15 protein-coding genes are annotated in these 13,603 nt (G+C 63.5%); 7 read left to right on the top strand and 8 right to left on the bottom strand.

Annotation, left to right across the window (positions count from 1 at the left end; translation table 11 throughout):
* Position 1: 1 nt before the first annotated feature.
* The 5 genes from AU381_RS22765 to AU381_RS22745 all read right to left on the bottom strand — a co-directional run bounded on the left by AU381_RS22765 (position 2) and on the right by AU381_RS22745 (position 3,029).
* Entirely contained in the window at positions 2-475 is a 474-nt protein-coding gene (locus tag AU381_RS22765; protein WP_064243978.1) for a tripartite tricarboxylate transporter TctB family protein, read from the bottom strand.
* Between the two features lie 55 nt (positions 476-530).
* Positions 531-812 (bottom strand): tripartite tricarboxylate transporter substrate-binding protein, encoded by a 282-nt coding sequence (locus tag AU381_RS22760; protein WP_064243977.1) that lies wholly within the window; start codon positions 810-812, stop codon positions 531-533.
* A 307-nt stretch (positions 813-1,119) separates the two neighbouring features.
* Complete coding sequence (locus tag AU381_RS22755; RefSeq protein ID WP_064244202.1) at positions 1,120-1,686, bottom strand: alpha-ketoglutarate-dependent dioxygenase AlkB; 567 nt, start codon at positions 1,684-1,686, stop codon at positions 1,120-1,122.
* Between the two features lie 83 nt (positions 1,687-1,769).
* Positions 1,770-2,261 (bottom strand): metallophosphoesterase family protein, encoded by a 492-nt coding sequence (locus AU381_RS22750; RefSeq protein WP_064243976.1) that lies wholly within the window; start codon positions 2,259-2,261, stop codon positions 1,770-1,772.
* Positions 2,262-2,555: 294 nt separating this feature from the next.
* Positions 2,556-3,029 (bottom strand): Lrp/AsnC family transcriptional regulator, encoded by a 474-nt coding sequence (locus AU381_RS22745; protein WP_064243975.1) that lies wholly within the window; start codon positions 3,027-3,029, stop codon positions 2,556-2,558.
* 283 nt (positions 3,030-3,312) lie between these two features.
* Here AU381_RS22745 and AU381_RS22740 point away from each other — a divergent pair, with 283 nt between their 5' ends.
* The 6 genes from AU381_RS22740 to AU381_RS22715 all read left to right on the top strand — a co-directional run bounded on the left by AU381_RS22740 (position 3,313) and on the right by AU381_RS22715 (position 8,823).
* Positions 3,313-4,089: an ABC transporter ATP-binding protein gene (locus AU381_RS22740; protein WP_064243974.1), complete on the top strand. Its 777-nt coding sequence runs from the start codon at positions 3,313-3,315 to the stop codon at positions 4,087-4,089.
* A 38-nt stretch (positions 4,090-4,127) separates the two neighbouring features.
* Positions 4,128-4,895 carry a transporter substrate-binding domain-containing protein gene (locus tag AU381_RS22735; protein WP_064243973.1) on the top strand — a complete coding sequence of 256 codons (768 nt, stop codon included), beginning with the start codon at positions 4,128-4,130 and terminating at the stop codon, positions 4,893-4,895.
* 76 nt (positions 4,896-4,971) lie between these two features.
* Positions 4,972-5,694 carry an ABC transporter permease gene (locus AU381_RS22730; protein ID WP_064243972.1) on the top strand — a complete coding sequence of 241 codons (723 nt, stop codon included), beginning with the start codon at positions 4,972-4,974 and terminating at the stop codon, positions 5,692-5,694.
* A gap of 10 nt (positions 5,695-5,704) precedes the next feature.
* A complete protein-coding gene (locus AU381_RS22725) occupies positions 5,705-6,394 on the top strand; it encodes an ABC transporter permease (protein WP_064243971.1) in 690 nt (229 codons plus the stop codon).
* A 134-nt stretch (positions 6,395-6,528) separates the two neighbouring features.
* Positions 6,529-7,803, top strand: coding sequence for a trans-sulfuration enzyme family protein (locus tag AU381_RS22720; protein WP_082910288.1), 1,275 nt, complete (start codon positions 6,529-6,531; stop codon positions 7,801-7,803).
* Positions 7,804-7,914: 111 nt separating this feature from the next.
* On the top strand, positions 7,915-8,823 hold the full coding sequence (locus AU381_RS22715) for a homocysteine S-methyltransferase family protein (protein ID WP_064243969.1): 909 nt from the start codon (positions 7,915-7,917) through the stop codon (positions 8,821-8,823).
* Positions 8,824-9,097: 274 nt separating this feature from the next.
* On the opposite strand, the gene AU381_RS22710 is transcribed toward AU381_RS22715, so the two are convergent.
* Complete coding sequence (locus AU381_RS22710; RefSeq protein ID WP_064243968.1) at positions 9,098-10,516, bottom strand: MFS transporter; 1,419 nt, start codon at positions 10,514-10,516, stop codon at positions 9,098-9,100.
* 119 nt (positions 10,517-10,635) lie between these two features.
* On the opposite strand from AU381_RS22710, the gene AU381_RS22705 reads away from it, so the two are divergent.
* Positions 10,636-11,550, top strand: a complete 915-nt coding sequence (locus AU381_RS22705) for a LysR family transcriptional regulator (protein ID WP_064243967.1) — start codon at positions 10,636-10,638, stop codon at positions 11,548-11,550.
* Between the two features lie 47 nt (positions 11,551-11,597).
* On the opposite strand, the gene AU381_RS22700 is transcribed toward AU381_RS22705, so the two are convergent.
* Complete coding sequence (locus AU381_RS22700) at positions 11,598-12,398, bottom strand: EAL domain-containing protein (RefSeq protein ID WP_064243966.1); 801 nt, start codon at positions 12,396-12,398, stop codon at positions 11,598-11,600.
* A gap of 67 nt (positions 12,399-12,465) precedes the next feature.
* On the bottom strand, positions 12,466-13,578 hold the full coding sequence (locus AU381_RS22695; protein ID WP_064243965.1) for a hypothetical protein: 1,113 nt from the start codon (positions 13,576-13,578) through the stop codon (positions 12,466-12,468).
* Positions 13,579-13,603: the final 25 nt, after the last annotated feature.

Genomic DNA, 13,603 nt, shown 5'->3' with positions numbered 1-13,603 from the left:
CCTAGAACAGCCGCTCGAACGGACCTTGCGGCAAAGCGAGGCTCAGGAGCTTGTTGAACAGAAGGAAGATGATGAGGCCCATGGCGACGCCGATTACCAGGTCGACGCCCAGCGACTTGCGGCCGAAGGCGCGTGCGGTGAAGGCGAACAGCAAGGCGGATCCGAGGATGAAGCCGGCACCGAGCCAGATCGAGCCGATTAGCCCCGACAAGGCGAGCGCGATCCAGCCAATTGCTTTCCAGTCGGCGTCTTCTGCGTCAACGGCCGAGGTCTGGAAGGCGGTAAACAGATGCCCGACGCCCAGCACGGCCAGGAAGAGACAGATGAAATAGGAGGCGGCATTGGCGCCCATGCCGTAGGTGGCGCGGGCAGTCATCTGGCTCGCATCCCAATAGGTCACCGCGGCCACTGTAAACAGCACCATGGCAGCGACCACAGCCGGGCGGTTTGCCAGCTTCAAGCTTCTCTCGGTCATGAAATCCTCATCGCGCAGTCGGGGGAGGCTTTTCGCCTCCCCTCCTCAGCAGTTGTCAATTTGCAAGGCCGATCGACGTCAGGATCGTGCGGACGCGTTCGGTTTCGGAGGCGATGAAGCCCTTGAACTCGTCGGACGGGGCGTAGTAGTCCGTCCAGCCGCGCGCCTTGACGATGTCCTTCCACTGCTGCGACTTGACCGTGTTGTCGACGGCGGCCTTCAGCGCGTCGAGGTCCGCCCCTTCGACGCGCGGAGGAGCGAAGATGCCGCGCCAGTTGATGAGTTCGATGTCGAGCCCCTGCGCCTTCAGCGGCTTCGCTTCGATGTCGATGGGCAAGGCCGAATCCCGATGGATCCGTCGGGCGGTCCGCTCTTTTCGAAATTATCGCTATGTTACGACTGTAGACGAACGGCTAGGTGTGGCGCGCTGTGGTCTGGCAGGCGAGGCGAGTTCAGGTAGTTTCGCCGGCGGGAAGCTGCTCGCCGTCGACGCGATCAACGATGCGCGCCTATATGACGGCTAAAAAACTGATCGATGCGGGTCGATCACCCTCGCCGCTTGATGTGGCCGACGGCGTGCTCCTCTGAACGAATACCCGGACGCGATGATACGGCTCGGAAGGACCTGCTCAACACCCGCCCGCTTATGTACGCAGCTGCCGGAAAGTAATTGAGTATCGCAGCTGGTCGACCGGCGGAATGGAATGCTCCCATTCGGTCCGCGATGGACCGGAAAGCAGATATGCGGAGCCGGGCTCGAGTAGGATCGAAGCGCGCTCCCACTTTCCGCCAATTCTTCGGCGCAGTCTGAACGTGCAGGCGGACCGGAGCGAGACCCCGACGACGTTGCCGAAGACTCCTTTGTCCCTGTGCCATCCGATCGGCGCCCCGACGTCGTATTCCGTGACCAGCGCCTGTTCCAGTTCGTCCGCCGGCAATCCGGCGAAATCCGCGGCCAACCGGCGCACCGGCAGGAGCATCGGCGGGATAGAGTCGATTTTCCGAAGCGATTCCGTGCTGAAATCGTATTTCCAGCCGAAGGAGATCACCCGCCTCTTGCCCTCGAAACCATGAAAGTCGAAAGCCTTGAGCGGAAGCTGCGGTATAGCCTCGAGCAGATCCGCCTGAACCCTCCGCGGAACGACATCCGGCTTGTAGCGAAATCCCACCGGCAGAATGCCGCCTGGATTTCCGAACAGATCTTCCTGCATGAGCACCTCGCCACGGCCGCAGATCTCGTGCGAAAACAATCCAGAGGACGAGTCGTTCCCGTCGAGGCACGCGGACCACGGCTTCAGGTGCGGCTCCGAAGAATGTCGGCGAGGCTGACCGGTCGCAGATTTCTGGCATCGACGCCCACATCGAACTGTCGCAGCATCGACTTCAGTCGGCCATGGGAATGGCCGTGCAGATTGATCGACCGCTTTCCCATCTGATTCCAGGTTCGGAACGGATAGTGGCAGAGGATGAGCAGATGCCCGTCAACGGTCAGTTCCGCATAATGCTGTATGCTCTGCCAGCCGCTCGCTTCGAGCGTAGCGAGCGGATCGTTGTTGCCGACGATCAGGTGCTTGTTGCCGTTCAGCCGGGAGAGCAAATCCTCCGCAAATCCCATTCTCTTTGACGCGAAATCGCCAAGGTGCCAGATGTCGTCACCCGGAGAGACCGTTTCGTTCCAGTTTGCAATCAGCGCTGCATCGTGCTCGGCCAGACTGGAGAAGGGCCGACGATCGATGCTGAGCACCCGCGGCTCGCCAAAATGCGTGTCACTCGTAAAGTAGATCATCCTGGCAACCGCGGCTTTCCGGTTCAATCATTGCTGCGATCGAGGGCACCCCCTCTGCCTGCCGGGCATCTCCCCCACAAGGAGGGAGATTGGCTGGGTGCGCCGATCTGCCCCACGCCAGCGTGCGTATGCCGAAATCAACGCACCCGCAAAGTCCACGAATTGGGAATTTGATGGGCGGGACATTCCCACTTGCCGATCTCCACCCTTGTGGGGGAGATGCCCGGCAGGGCAGAGGGGGGTATCACACCCCTGCTCCCGAATTTCACCGTTCCAATCCGATCGGACGCCGCGCTAATCGGCAGTCACCGGCACAAACATCCCGAGCTTCACATCCTTCAGCACCACATTCGTGTGGATGCGCTTGATCTGAGGATTCTGCGACATGATCTGCGCGGTGATCTCGTCGTATTGGGTGACATCCTGGGCGGTGATGATTGCCACGAGGTCCACCGATCCGGTCACGTAATAGACCTGCTGGATGTGATCCTGCTTGTCCACCCAGGTGCGGAATCTCGCCAGAGCGTCGTAGTTCTCTCGCTCGATCTCCATACCGGCGATGAAGGTCATCGGATTTCCCGCGATCTTGCGGTCGACGACGGCGATCTCGGCGGAAATGATCCCGTCCTCGCGCATCCGTTTGAGGCGGCGTTGAACGGCGGAGGCCGAAAGGCCGATGACGTCTCCGATCGCCTCCGCCTTGAGCTGGCAGTCGCGCTGCACGATTTCGAGGATCTTCCGATCGAATTGGTCCAGTGGCTCCGTCATCGTCTCCTCGTTTGCAGATTTGCCGAAGCTTATATCTCATTGGCGGGGCGCGTCGCCCGCCTTCGTGATGAGCACGCTTCTCCCGCTCTAGAACAGCCTTCCTGCATGAGCGCCCGCACTGTTTCCCTATGCCAAAATCAAACGCAGCAGAAGCGGCGAGCCCGCAAACTTGGACGCTCTGCGCGGAAAATCCGCATCTCTCATGAAATTGTGCGGAAAAGCGGCGCGGCAAGACAATAATATCTCCGACCAAATAACTAGAAAACCGCCAGGAACGACAGGAATGATGCGAAACGCCGCCGCCTTGCTGGTGGAAGACGTTCATAAGAGCTATGGACACCACCACGTGCTCAAGGGCGTCTCGGTATCGGCGCAAAAAGGCGACGTCATTTCGCTGATCGGATCCTCCGGTTCCGGAAAGAGCACCTTCCTCCGCTGCATCAACTTTCTCGAGGTTCCCGACCGCGGCCGTTTCGTCTTCAACGGCGAAGAGGTCCTGATGAAGCCCGGCCGTGAGGGGCGCGCCCTTCCGGCCAATTGGCGGCAGATCGAACGCATCCGGACCGGCCTCGCCATGGTGTTCCAGAGCTTCAACCTGTGGGCCCATATGACCGTGCTCGAAAACGTCATCGAGGCACCCCTTCATGTCCTTCGCATGAACCGCAAGGAGGCGGTCGAAAGGGCCGAGGCCCTGCTTTCCAAGGTCGGCCTTTACGACAAACGGCACGCCTATCCGGCATTCCTGTCGGGGGGGCAGCAGCAGCGCGCCTCCATCGCCCGCGCGCTCTGCGTGGACCCGGCCGTGATGCTGTTCGACGAGCCTACCTCCGCGCTCGATCCCGAGCTTGTCGGAGAGGTGCTGAAGGTCATCCGCGAGCTGGCGGAAGAAGGGCGCACAATGCTCATCGTCACGCACGAGATGAAATTCGCCCGCGACGTCTCCACTCACGTGATGTTCCTCGATCAGGGGCGCGTCGAGGAAGAAGGCCCGCCCGCCCAGGTCTTCGGTGCGCCGCTCAGCGCCCGCTGCCGCGCGTTCACCGGCAGTCTCAGCCATTGATCCGTTTCCATTCCGACGAAAACAGAAGGGGTAGTCGAATGAAGTTGATGTCCATCCTGATGGCCGGCGTGGCCTTCTCGCTTGCAGGTGCCGCCAATGCGGAAGTGCGCTTCGGCGTCATGAACGAGGCCTACCCGCCCTTCTTCACGAAGGACCCGTCCGGCAAGTGGATCGGCTGGGAAATCGAACTCATGGATGCGGTCTGCGCGGAGATGAAGGAGACGTGCTCCATCGTCGACATGTCCTGGGACGGCCTGATCCCCGGTCTCGAGGCGAAGAAGTTCGACGTCATCTGGTCGTCCATGTCGATCACCGACGAGCGCAAGAAGACGATCGACTTCACCGACAGATACTACAACACGCCGAGCAAGCTGATCGGCGCCAAGGACGGCAAGGCCGGAGCGGCACCCGAGGATGTCGCCGACAAGACGATCGGCATCCAGGTCTCGACGATCCAGTCCGAATATTACAAGAAGTATTTCGCCGACAAGGCATCGGAACAGACCTATGCGACGCTCGACGAGGCCTTCCAGGACCTCGCCGCCGGCCGGATCGACTACGTCTTCGGCGACGCCATTCCGCTGGCGGAGTTCCTGAAGTCGGACTTCGGCAAGGATTGCTGCGAAGACAAGGGGAACGTCAAGGACGACCCGGCGATCCTCGGAACGGGCATCGGCGGCGGACTGCGCAAGGACGACACGGCACTGCGCGACAAGCTCAATGCGGCGATCGCCGCCGTCAGGGCCAGCGGCAAATATGCCGAGATCTCCAAGAAGTACTTCGACTTCGATCCCTATGGCGAATGACCGGAGGAGCGATCGGCACGTGAAGGGTCATGTGCCGATCGCCCTTTGCCTATGAACTCGATCAGGTAGGCCCCGGATGTCGTCCAGCCAATCGCTCCTGGAACTGCTCTCCCCCTACCCGCCGGGCTGGGGAGGCGTGCTGCTTGCCGGGGCGCTTTCGACCGTGTTGATTTCGCTCGGCGCCTATCTCGTCGGCATCGCCATCGGCCTCGTCGGCGCGATCGGCAAGCTGAAGGGCAATCGCCCGGTTCGCTTCGTCCTCGATCTCTATACGACGGCCGTTCGCGCCATTCCGGAACTGATCCTGATCATCGGCCTCTATTATGCGGGGACCGACGGGCTGAACCGCCTGCTGGCGGCCCTCGGCCTCCCGTCGGTCGAGATCAACGGCTTCGTCGCCGCCGTCGCGGTGCTCGGCATCGTTCAGGGTGCCTATATGACCGAGGTGTTCCGCGGCGCGATCCTCGCTGTTCCGGTCGGGCAGATCGAAGCGGCGGCCGCCTTCGGCATGCGGCCGCGGCTCCGCTTCCGCCGCATCGTGCTGCCGGCATTGATGCCGAACGCGCTGCCGGGCCTTGCCAATCTCTGGATGTGCGTCACCAAGGACAGCGCGCTGATCGCCGTCGTCGGCTACCAGGAACTGGCGCTCGCGACCCGGATCGCCGCCGGCAACACCAAGCATTATTTCCTGTTCTTCCTCGCCTCCGCCGCCCTCTACCTCGCCATAACGCTCATCTCCAACGTCCTCTTCGCGGCGCTCGAGAGGCGCTTCCGGCGCGGTCAGCCGAAAACCGCATAGGAGGCGGCCCTTGGATTTCTCGTGGATCTTTTCCTATTGGCCGCTCATTGCCGCAGGCGCGGTCCAGACCGTGCTCCTGCTGGTTATCTCGGTCGGCTTCGGCTTCATCCTGGCGATCGGCCTTGCCCTGGCGCAGGTGACCGGTCCGCGCTGGTTGAAGCTGCTGGCGCGCGGCTACTGCACCTGCCTGCGCGGAACGCCGCTCCTGATCCAGCTCTGGCTGCTCTACTACGGCGTCGGCTCGCTGCTGCCGATGATCCCGGGGCTGCGCGCAAGCTTCCTCTGGCCGATCCTGCGCGAAGGCTTCTTCTTCGCAGCCGTCAGCTTCACCCTCAACTATGCGGCCTACGAGGCCGAGGTGTTGCGCGGTGCGCTTCTTGCCGTTCCAAAAGGTGAGCTCGAGGCCGGCCGGTCCTTCGGCATGTCGTCCTGGACGCTGCTCAGGCGAATCTGGCTGCCGCGCGCCATCCGTATCGCCTTGCCGACGATTGCCGGCGAGGTGGTGCTGCAACTGAAGGCCACCCCTCTCGCCTTCACCGTGACCGTGATGGACCTCTACGCCGTGGCCTACAAGGTGAGGCAGGACACGCTGCTGGTCTACGAGCCATTGATGGTCGTGACCGTCTTCTATGTCTGTCTGACGCTGATCATCACCCGCGCCTTCAGGATCGTCGAAGCGCAGGTTCCGGTGCGGCGCTAGCCACGCCTGATGGATTTGGCGGCGCGCCGGACCCCTATAGCGCCTTTTCTCGGCGGATCGGCAGCCGCTGAGCGGCCAAAAACATCGAGGGGGCACTAGAGTCGGTGTCGAAACGCATCTCGGAAAGGTCTTCCATGCCCTCGAACCTGTCGAGCCTTATGGCCATGGCGGATGGCCGCAACCAGGCGATGGCCCGGCCGCAAGCCGCCGGCCCGGCCCTTGATCGGGAAACCCTGGCGCTCGACGCCGGCCTGGAGATCGATCCGGCGACAAAGGCGATCGCCCCCAATATCTCGATGTCGGTCAACAATCTGCTGGTTCCCGGCGACGGCGCCTTTTCGGCCGACGGCGTCGAGGATCTGACGGCGCTGCCCTTCCTCTATGCGCGCTGGACCAATCCGACGGTGCGGCAGCTCGAGCAGCGGATGGCGGCGCTCGAAGGCGCCGACGACGCGCTGGCGACCGCGACCGGCCTCGCCGCGATCGCCGCCACCTTCCTGACCTGCCTCAAGAAGGGCGATCACCTGGTCGTCAGCGATGTCTGCTACGCGGGAGCCAACGAGCTGGCGCGGCGGATCCTGCCTGACTACGGCATCGAGGTGACGGCCGTGAACATGTCGCGCCTCGACGAGGTCGCCGCGGCGTTCCGGCCCAATACGCGGCTCGTCCACTGCGAAAGCCCCTGCAACCCGATCCTGCGACTGACCGATCTTTCCGCGGTGGCGGCGCTCGCCCGTCAGCACGGGGCACTTGTTTCGGTCGACTCCACCCTCGCAACCCCCGTCGCGACCCGGCCGCTCGCCCTTGGCGTCGACCTCGTCATCCACTCCCTGACCAAGTTCATCAATGGCCACGGCGATGCGCTGGGCGGGGTGGTTTGCGGACGCAAGGACCTCATCGAGAAAATCCGCTCGCGCGCCGGCGTCTATCTCGGAGCCTCGCTCTCGGCCCAGAATGCCTGGCTCATCATGCGCGGCATCGACACGCTTTTTCCGCGGCTCAAGGCGATATCCGAATCCGCAATGCGGATTGCCCGGTTCCTTTCCGATCATCCGGGCGTCGGATCGGTAACCTATCCGGGACTGGAGACGCATCCCCAGCACGCGCTGGCAAGACGCCAGATGAATGCCTTCGGCGGCATCCTCACATTCCAGACGCACGACCCGCGCGGAATGGCAAAGCAACTCGCCGACCGGCTGCGCGTGGTGCATTACGCCTTTTCGCTCGGCCACCAGCGCAGCATCGTCGTGCTTCTCGACACCAACGAAATGATGAAATCCACCTATGGGCTGCAAGGGGCCCAACTCGACGACTACCGCGCCTTCGCCGGCGATGGCGTCTTCCGGCTTTCGGTCGGTCTGGAGTTCGTCGAGGACATCATCGCGGACCTGGATCAAGCGCTCCGATGAAGGCCGCCACAAGAACCCCATCCGAATTCCCGGGCGTCAGGGACAAGCTGACGGCACTTTCCCCGTCGGCGGTGATCCGGCGCTGAAACCGCAAATTGGAGTCCATCATCAATGAGCCAACTACGTATTCTCGACGGCGGCATGAGCCGCGAGCTGATCCGCCTCGGCGCCGAACTCAGGCAACCGGAATGGTCCGCGCTGGCGCTGATGGAAACTCCCGAGATCGTCGGGCAAGTCCATAGGGAATTCATCGACGCCGGCGCCGACGTGATCACCACCAACAGCTACGCGCTCGTGCCGTTCCACATCGGCGAGGAGCGCTTCCGCTCCGAGGGACGCTCGCTGATCGAACTGGCCGGAAAGCTTGCGCGAGAGGCCGCCGATGGCAGGACCGAGCGGAAGGTCCTGGTCGCCGGCTCGTTGCCGCCGATTTTCGGCTCCTATGAGCCGGAGCGCTTCGACCCGTCGCGCGTGCAGGACTATCTGAAGGTCCTCGTCGAAGGATTGGCGCCTTATGTCGATGTCTGGCTCGGCGAGACGCTGAGCCTGGTCGCGGAAGGCGATGCGGTCCGCGCCGCGGTGGCGGCGACCGGCAAGCCGTTCTGGATCTCGTTCACTCTGGCTGACGAAGCAGAGGCCCTGGAGGGAGATGCTCCGAAGCTCCGGTCCGGTGAAACCGTGGCCGCGGCTGCCGCCTGGGCGGCCGGCTCCGGTGCCGAGGCGCTTCTGTTCAATTGCAGCCGCCCGGAAGTCATGGCGCGTGCCGTCGCTGCTGCGGCTGCGACGTTCCGGGAAAGACAGGTGGACATCGGGATCGGTGTCTATGCCAACGCCTTCGAAGCGGAAGAAACCGAGGGTGCTGCCAACGAGACGCTTCATGACACCCGCGCCGACCTCACCGCCGACCTCTATTCGCGCTTCGCCTGCGACTGGGTCGAAGCCGGCGCATCCATCGTCGGCGGCTGCTGCGGCATCGGCGCACGCCACATCCACAACCTGGCATGCACCTTGCGGGGCTAAGCGGATTGAACGGCGAAATCTGGAGAACGGGTGCTACCCCCCTTTGCCCTGCCGGGCATCTCCCCCACGAAGGATGGAGATCGGCAAGTGGGAATGTCCCGCCCACCATGATCCAATGCATGGGCTTAAAGGTGCCTTGATTTGGCATAGGCGCGCTGGCGTGGGGCAGAGCGGCGTCTCCAGCCGATCTACCCCTTGTGGGGGAGATGCCCGGCAGGGCAGAGGGGGGTGCCTCCGATTGCGGCAACTACCGGCCCCCGGCTCCCGGCGCCTCTCAGGGCCTTACGGCAGGAGCGCGACTTGCCGCTGCGGTGGCGATCGCAACGACAACCAGCACCGTGGCGACGGCGAAAGTGGCGCGCATGCCGGCAGCGGTAGCGGTGGCCGTCGCAGCCTCGCTCGCCGCCGCGAAGGCGAAGACCGCTCCCATTACCGACGCGCCGCTGACGAGCCCGAGATTGCGCGAGAGGTTCAGCAGGCCAGAGACAACGCCCCGCTCATTGGAACGCGCGTCTTGCATCACGCCGGTATTGTTGGCCGCTTGGAACAGCGCATAGCCCGCGGTGAGGATGACGAGCGGCACGACATAGCCGGCGACGCCGAAGGACCCCGGGCCGACGGAGAGCCCGACGCAGCCGGTCGCCATGGCGGCGAGACCGGAGATCATAATGCGCGTCGCGCCGCAGCGATCCACGAGCCGCCCCGCCGGGACACCGGCCAGCGCCGAGACGACCGGTCCGGCCGACATCAGCATGCCGACAAGTGCCGCATCAAGCCCCAGGCCGCGCGACAGGTAGAAGGGGCCGACCACCAACGTCGTCATCATGACCGTCGCGACGAGCATGCTCGCGAAAAGCCCCGAACGCAGGCGCGGCTCTCGAAGCATCGAGAGTTGGACCAGGGGCGATACCGCCCGGGCCTCCACGAACAGGAAAAGGCAGGTGCCGCAGAGCGCCGCCAGCAAGAGGAATAGGTTGGTGACGCCGAACGTACTGCGCCCGATCGTCATGGCGAGCGCATAGGCACCAAGCGTCAAGGCCAGGACCAGCGTTCCTATGGAGTCGAAGCGGGGTCGACCGGACCCGGAGGCTGGACGATCCGTCGGCAGGCCGCGGTAGGCGAGAAATAGTGTGAGCAGACCGATCGGCACGGTCACCAGAAAGATCGCCCGCCAGCCGAAGCCGGCAATCAGCGCGCCGCCCAGCGAGGGGCCGAGCGCCGTTCCGATCGCCGACATGGTGCCGAGCAGACCCATAGCGCTGCCGGTTCTTTCCTTCGGCACGGCCTCGCCGACCATAGCCAAGGCAAGCGCCATCATGACGGCAGCGCCCAAGCCCTGCAGGGCTCTTGCCGCAACAAGCAAGAAGAGATGCGGAGCACCGCCGCACAGGGCCGATGCCACCGTGAACAAGGCGATACCGGCCAGCAGCAGCCTCTGGAGGCCGACGATGTCGCCAAGCCTTCCGACGCTGATGATCAGCGTGGTGATGGTCACGAGATAGGCGAGGACGACCCACTGCACCTCCTGAAACGAGGCGGAGAAGGCCTCAGCCAGCGTGGGCAGGCCGACATTGGCAATGCTGGTTCCTAGCGACGCCAGCAGCATGGAAAGGGAAAGACTGGCAAGCGTCCGGCGGACCGAGGCGGGTCGAGCCATGCCTGCCGCAAGCGCATCCCTTGGGTATGATGTCATGTCGTCGTTCCTCTCAAGAGTATCGGCCGACAGGTACACCCACGCTGGATATGGCGGAAGACGCACGAATTGCACTTCATTCGTGCATGTGACGCAACGATCGTGCTATCGTCACAGACATGTCGCACCCGGATCTCAACCTTCTGGTCACTCTCGATGCACTGCTTTCCGAAGGAAGCGTCGCCCGCGCCGCTCGAAGGTTGCGGCTGAGTCCTTCCGCCATGAGCCGGCAGCTGGCGCGATTGCGCGAGACGACCGGTGACCCGCTGCTGGTGCGGGCCGGGCGCGGTCTCGTCCTGACGCCACGCGCGCTCGAACTCAGCGGGCGGGTCGCTCATCTGGTGGAGGAGGTGGAAGCGGTGCTCAGGCCTGATGACCGGCTCGATCTCGCCCGGCTGGTCCGGACCTTCACGCTCCGCACCAGCGACGGCTTCGTCGAGAATTTCGGGCCGGCGCTGATCGCCAAGGTGGGCGCCGAGGCGCCGGGCGTGCGGCTGCGCTTCGTGCCGAAGCTGGACAAGGACAGCACCCCCTTGCGCGACGGCAGCGTCGATCTGGAGACCGGCGTCGTAGGCGCAAGCCAGGGCCCGGAAGTCCGCGCGCAAGCCCTGTTCAGGGATCGTTTCGTCGGCGTCGTGCGTGTCGGACACGAGCTCTGCCGGGGCGAGATCACTCCCGCCCGCTACGCCGCCGGGCAGCATGTCCTCGTCGCCCGCTTTCGGCCCGAAAAGGGACCGATCGATGACGCTCTGGAAATGTTTGGCCTGGAACGGGAGATCGCGGCGATTGTCGGCGGCTTTTCACCCGCACTGGCGCTGGCGCGAAACTCGGACATGATCGCCACCGTTCCCGAGCGCCACACCGGCAATCTTCGCACCGGCCTGTTCAGCTTTCCGGTCCCGGTTTCGATTCCGGAGATCACCGTGTCGATGCTCTGGCACCCTCGCCTCGATGCCGATCCGGCGCATCGCTGGTTGCGGGAGTGCGTCAGAGCAATCTGCGTCAAGCCGCCGACCGACCCGCGGCCGGAATAGACGGTCGAAAACGCCGCAGGCCCCGCCCGCTGATCGGGTGCGAGATGCTATGGGTGCCAGGAGCGCCCCGGCAGATGCGGCCGGAGCGACAGGGATCGATTTCTTCGCTTGAATGCTCTTGCGCTGCGCGAATGGACGGGGGGCAGAGTTGGCTCCGAAAGGAGAAATCCCTGCACATGTGTCGCTCCGGCACTCCTGGCGGCCTCAAGCTGATCGTATGTTTCGATGCCTTCGACAACCACGGTCGGCGCCGCGAAGGAGGCCAGAGCGACCATGTCACGCAGGATCGGCGCTGCGTCACCCCGGCGGTGCTGCGCGAAACATGCGTCGATTTTCACGATGTCGGCCGGGACAGTTGTCAGCGCGTTGCCGGTCCCGAACTTGTCTATCGCTATCCTATAGCCCATCGCGCGAGCCCTGATGAGCAGGTCTGCGGCGGAGGACGATTTCAAGGGCTGTGTGAACTCGAGAACCATGCGTGCGGCAAAAGCGCTGTGCCTCGAAAGGAGGTCGTACAGCACCATGCAGCTTCGCTCATCCGCCATGCTTTCAGCCGAGATATCGCAGCCCAGCACCTGCGACGGATGGCAAGCGAGCCATTCAAAGGCCAGGTCGAGGAGATCGAGACCGAAAGCCCGATCGAACCTCGATGCATCGGGCAATGCCGAGAACTCTCCGCGCGTCCTGACCGTTCCGTCGGGCTCCACGAATCTCGCGAGGCATTTCGAATAGAGGACCTCGCCTGGATCCGCGACGGCGTTTATCTGTTGCAGGGAGAAACCGATCCGGCCGTGCTGCATCGCCCGCGCCGCACCGCAGGTCGCGTCGTCGAGTGCCTGCAGATTCATGGATCAAACCGCCCCATCCGGATTGCGGACGGATGCCGACTGCCGCCGGCACCGTCCGAACTCAGGTTTACTCCGCAACACCCAGGTCGTCAGTGGTCGTTTCCGGCAGCGTCTCACGTATCTCGTCGATCTTGCCGAACTCCGGTCCGACACCGAGTATCTCTTTGGCCTCGGCGAGATCGACGTCGGTCACGACGCCATCCTTGCTGAAGCTTTCGAGTGCCTCGCGAAGTGCTTCGTCGCTCAAGGCAGGATCGGTCGCGATGGCATCGGTGCCATTCTCCGCCTCGAACTCGGCATAGGCGATCGCGTAGTCGGAAATCGCCGTCATGCGAGGGTCGTTGGAGTTCAGATAGGCGTGGTAATTCCTGTTCAGCGAACTGAACCCGGAATTCAGCCCCGCGGTCTCGGGCTCCTCAAGCTCGGGGTCCTCGGGCTCCTCAGGCAACGTGTCCAAAGTGTCCGAGGCGTCCGAAATATCCGAATCATCCGAAGTGTGCGGCAGGGTCGCACGGATCTGATCGATCTTGCCGACTGCCGGTCCGACGCCGAGTATTTCCTTCGCCTCGAGAAGGTCGTCGTCGGTCACGACGCCGTCCTTCGTGAAGCTTTCGAGTGCCTCGCGGAGTGCTTCGTCGCCCAAGGCAGGATCGGTCGGGACAGCGTCGGGGCCATTCTCCGCCTCGAACTCGGCATAGGCGATCGCATAGGCCGAGATCGCCGCCATGCGGGGATCGTTGGAGTTGAGATAGGCGTGATAATTCCTGTTCAGCGAACTGAACCCGGAGCCCAGCTTGGCTTTTTCGGGCTCGATGCTTTTGGGCTTGCCCGCGGCCACGTTTCCGGTTTTCGCCGGCTTTCCTGCCTTGATCGTCTTCTTCGACTTGGTGCCGCGCGAAAAGAGCGACTTCAGGAGGTTGTCGCCATTGCTCTTGCCGGCCCGCGCCTTGTCCTGCTTGCCGCTGCCGGAATGCGCCTTGCTCTGGCCGCCTCCGTGGCCTCCTCCGTTACCGCCGCCATTGCCGCCGCCATTTCCACCACCGTTGCCGCCGCCGTTACCGCCGCCGTTACCGCCTTTGGCGAAAGCAATTCCGGCAGTGCCGAAGGTGACGCTTGCTACGGGCGCGATCGCGATGGCCAGCGCAACGACGCTCCGACCGATTGCCTTGGAAACAGCCATGTGGGCCTCCTTTGGGTCATGCTCG

This window comes from Sinorhizobium glycinis (assembly GCF_001651865.1).
Lineage (GTDB): Bacteria > Pseudomonadota > Alphaproteobacteria > Rhizobiales > Rhizobiaceae > Sinorhizobium > Sinorhizobium glycinis.
This window is presented reverse-complemented; position numbering and strand designations above follow the sequence as displayed.

Bases quoted from the DNA above. Each gene is read 5' to 3' on its own strand.
- AU381_RS22765 (WP_064243978.1), bottom strand. From the start codon at position 475: ATGACCGAGAGAAGCTTGAAGCTGGCAAACCGCCCGGCTGTGGTCGCT.
- AU381_RS22755 (WP_064244202.1), bottom strand. From the start codon at position 1,686: ATGCAGGAAGATCTGTTCGGAAATCCAGGCGGCATTCTGCCGGTGGGA.
- AU381_RS22750 (WP_064243976.1), bottom strand. From the start codon at position 2,261: ATGATCTACTTTACGAGTGACACGCATTTTGGCGAGCCGCGGGTGCTC.
- AU381_RS22745 (WP_064243975.1), bottom strand. From the start codon at position 3,029: ATGACGGAGCCACTGGACCAATTCGATCGGAAGATCCTCGAAATCGTG.
- AU381_RS22740 (WP_064243974.1), top strand. From the start codon at position 3,313: ATGATGCGAAACGCCGCCGCCTTGCTGGTGGAAGACGTTCATAAGAGC.
- AU381_RS22735 (WP_064243973.1), top strand. From the start codon at position 4,128: ATGAAGTTGATGTCCATCCTGATGGCCGGCGTGGCCTTCTCGCTTGCA.
- AU381_RS22730 (WP_064243972.1), top strand. From the start codon at position 4,972: ATGTCGTCCAGCCAATCGCTCCTGGAACTGCTCTCCCCCTACCCGCCG.
- AU381_RS22720 (WP_082910288.1), top strand. From the start codon at position 6,529: ATGCCCTCGAACCTGTCGAGCCTTATGGCCATGGCGGATGGCCGCAAC.
- AU381_RS22715 (WP_064243969.1), top strand. From the start codon at position 7,915: ATGAGCCAACTACGTATTCTCGACGGCGGCATGAGCCGCGAGCTGATC.
- AU381_RS22710 (WP_064243968.1), bottom strand. From the start codon at position 10,516: ATGACATCATACCCAAGGGATGCGCTTGCGGCAGGCATGGCTCGACCC.
- AU381_RS22705 (WP_064243967.1), top strand. From the start codon at position 10,636: ATGTCGCACCCGGATCTCAACCTTCTGGTCACTCTCGATGCACTGCTT.
- AU381_RS22700 (WP_064243966.1), bottom strand. From the start codon at position 12,398: ATGAATCTGCAGGCACTCGACGACGCGACCTGCGGTGCGGCGCGGGCG.
- AU381_RS22695 (WP_064243965.1), bottom strand. From the start codon at position 13,578: ATGGCTGTTTCCAAGGCAATCGGTCGGAGCGTCGTTGCGCTGGCCATC.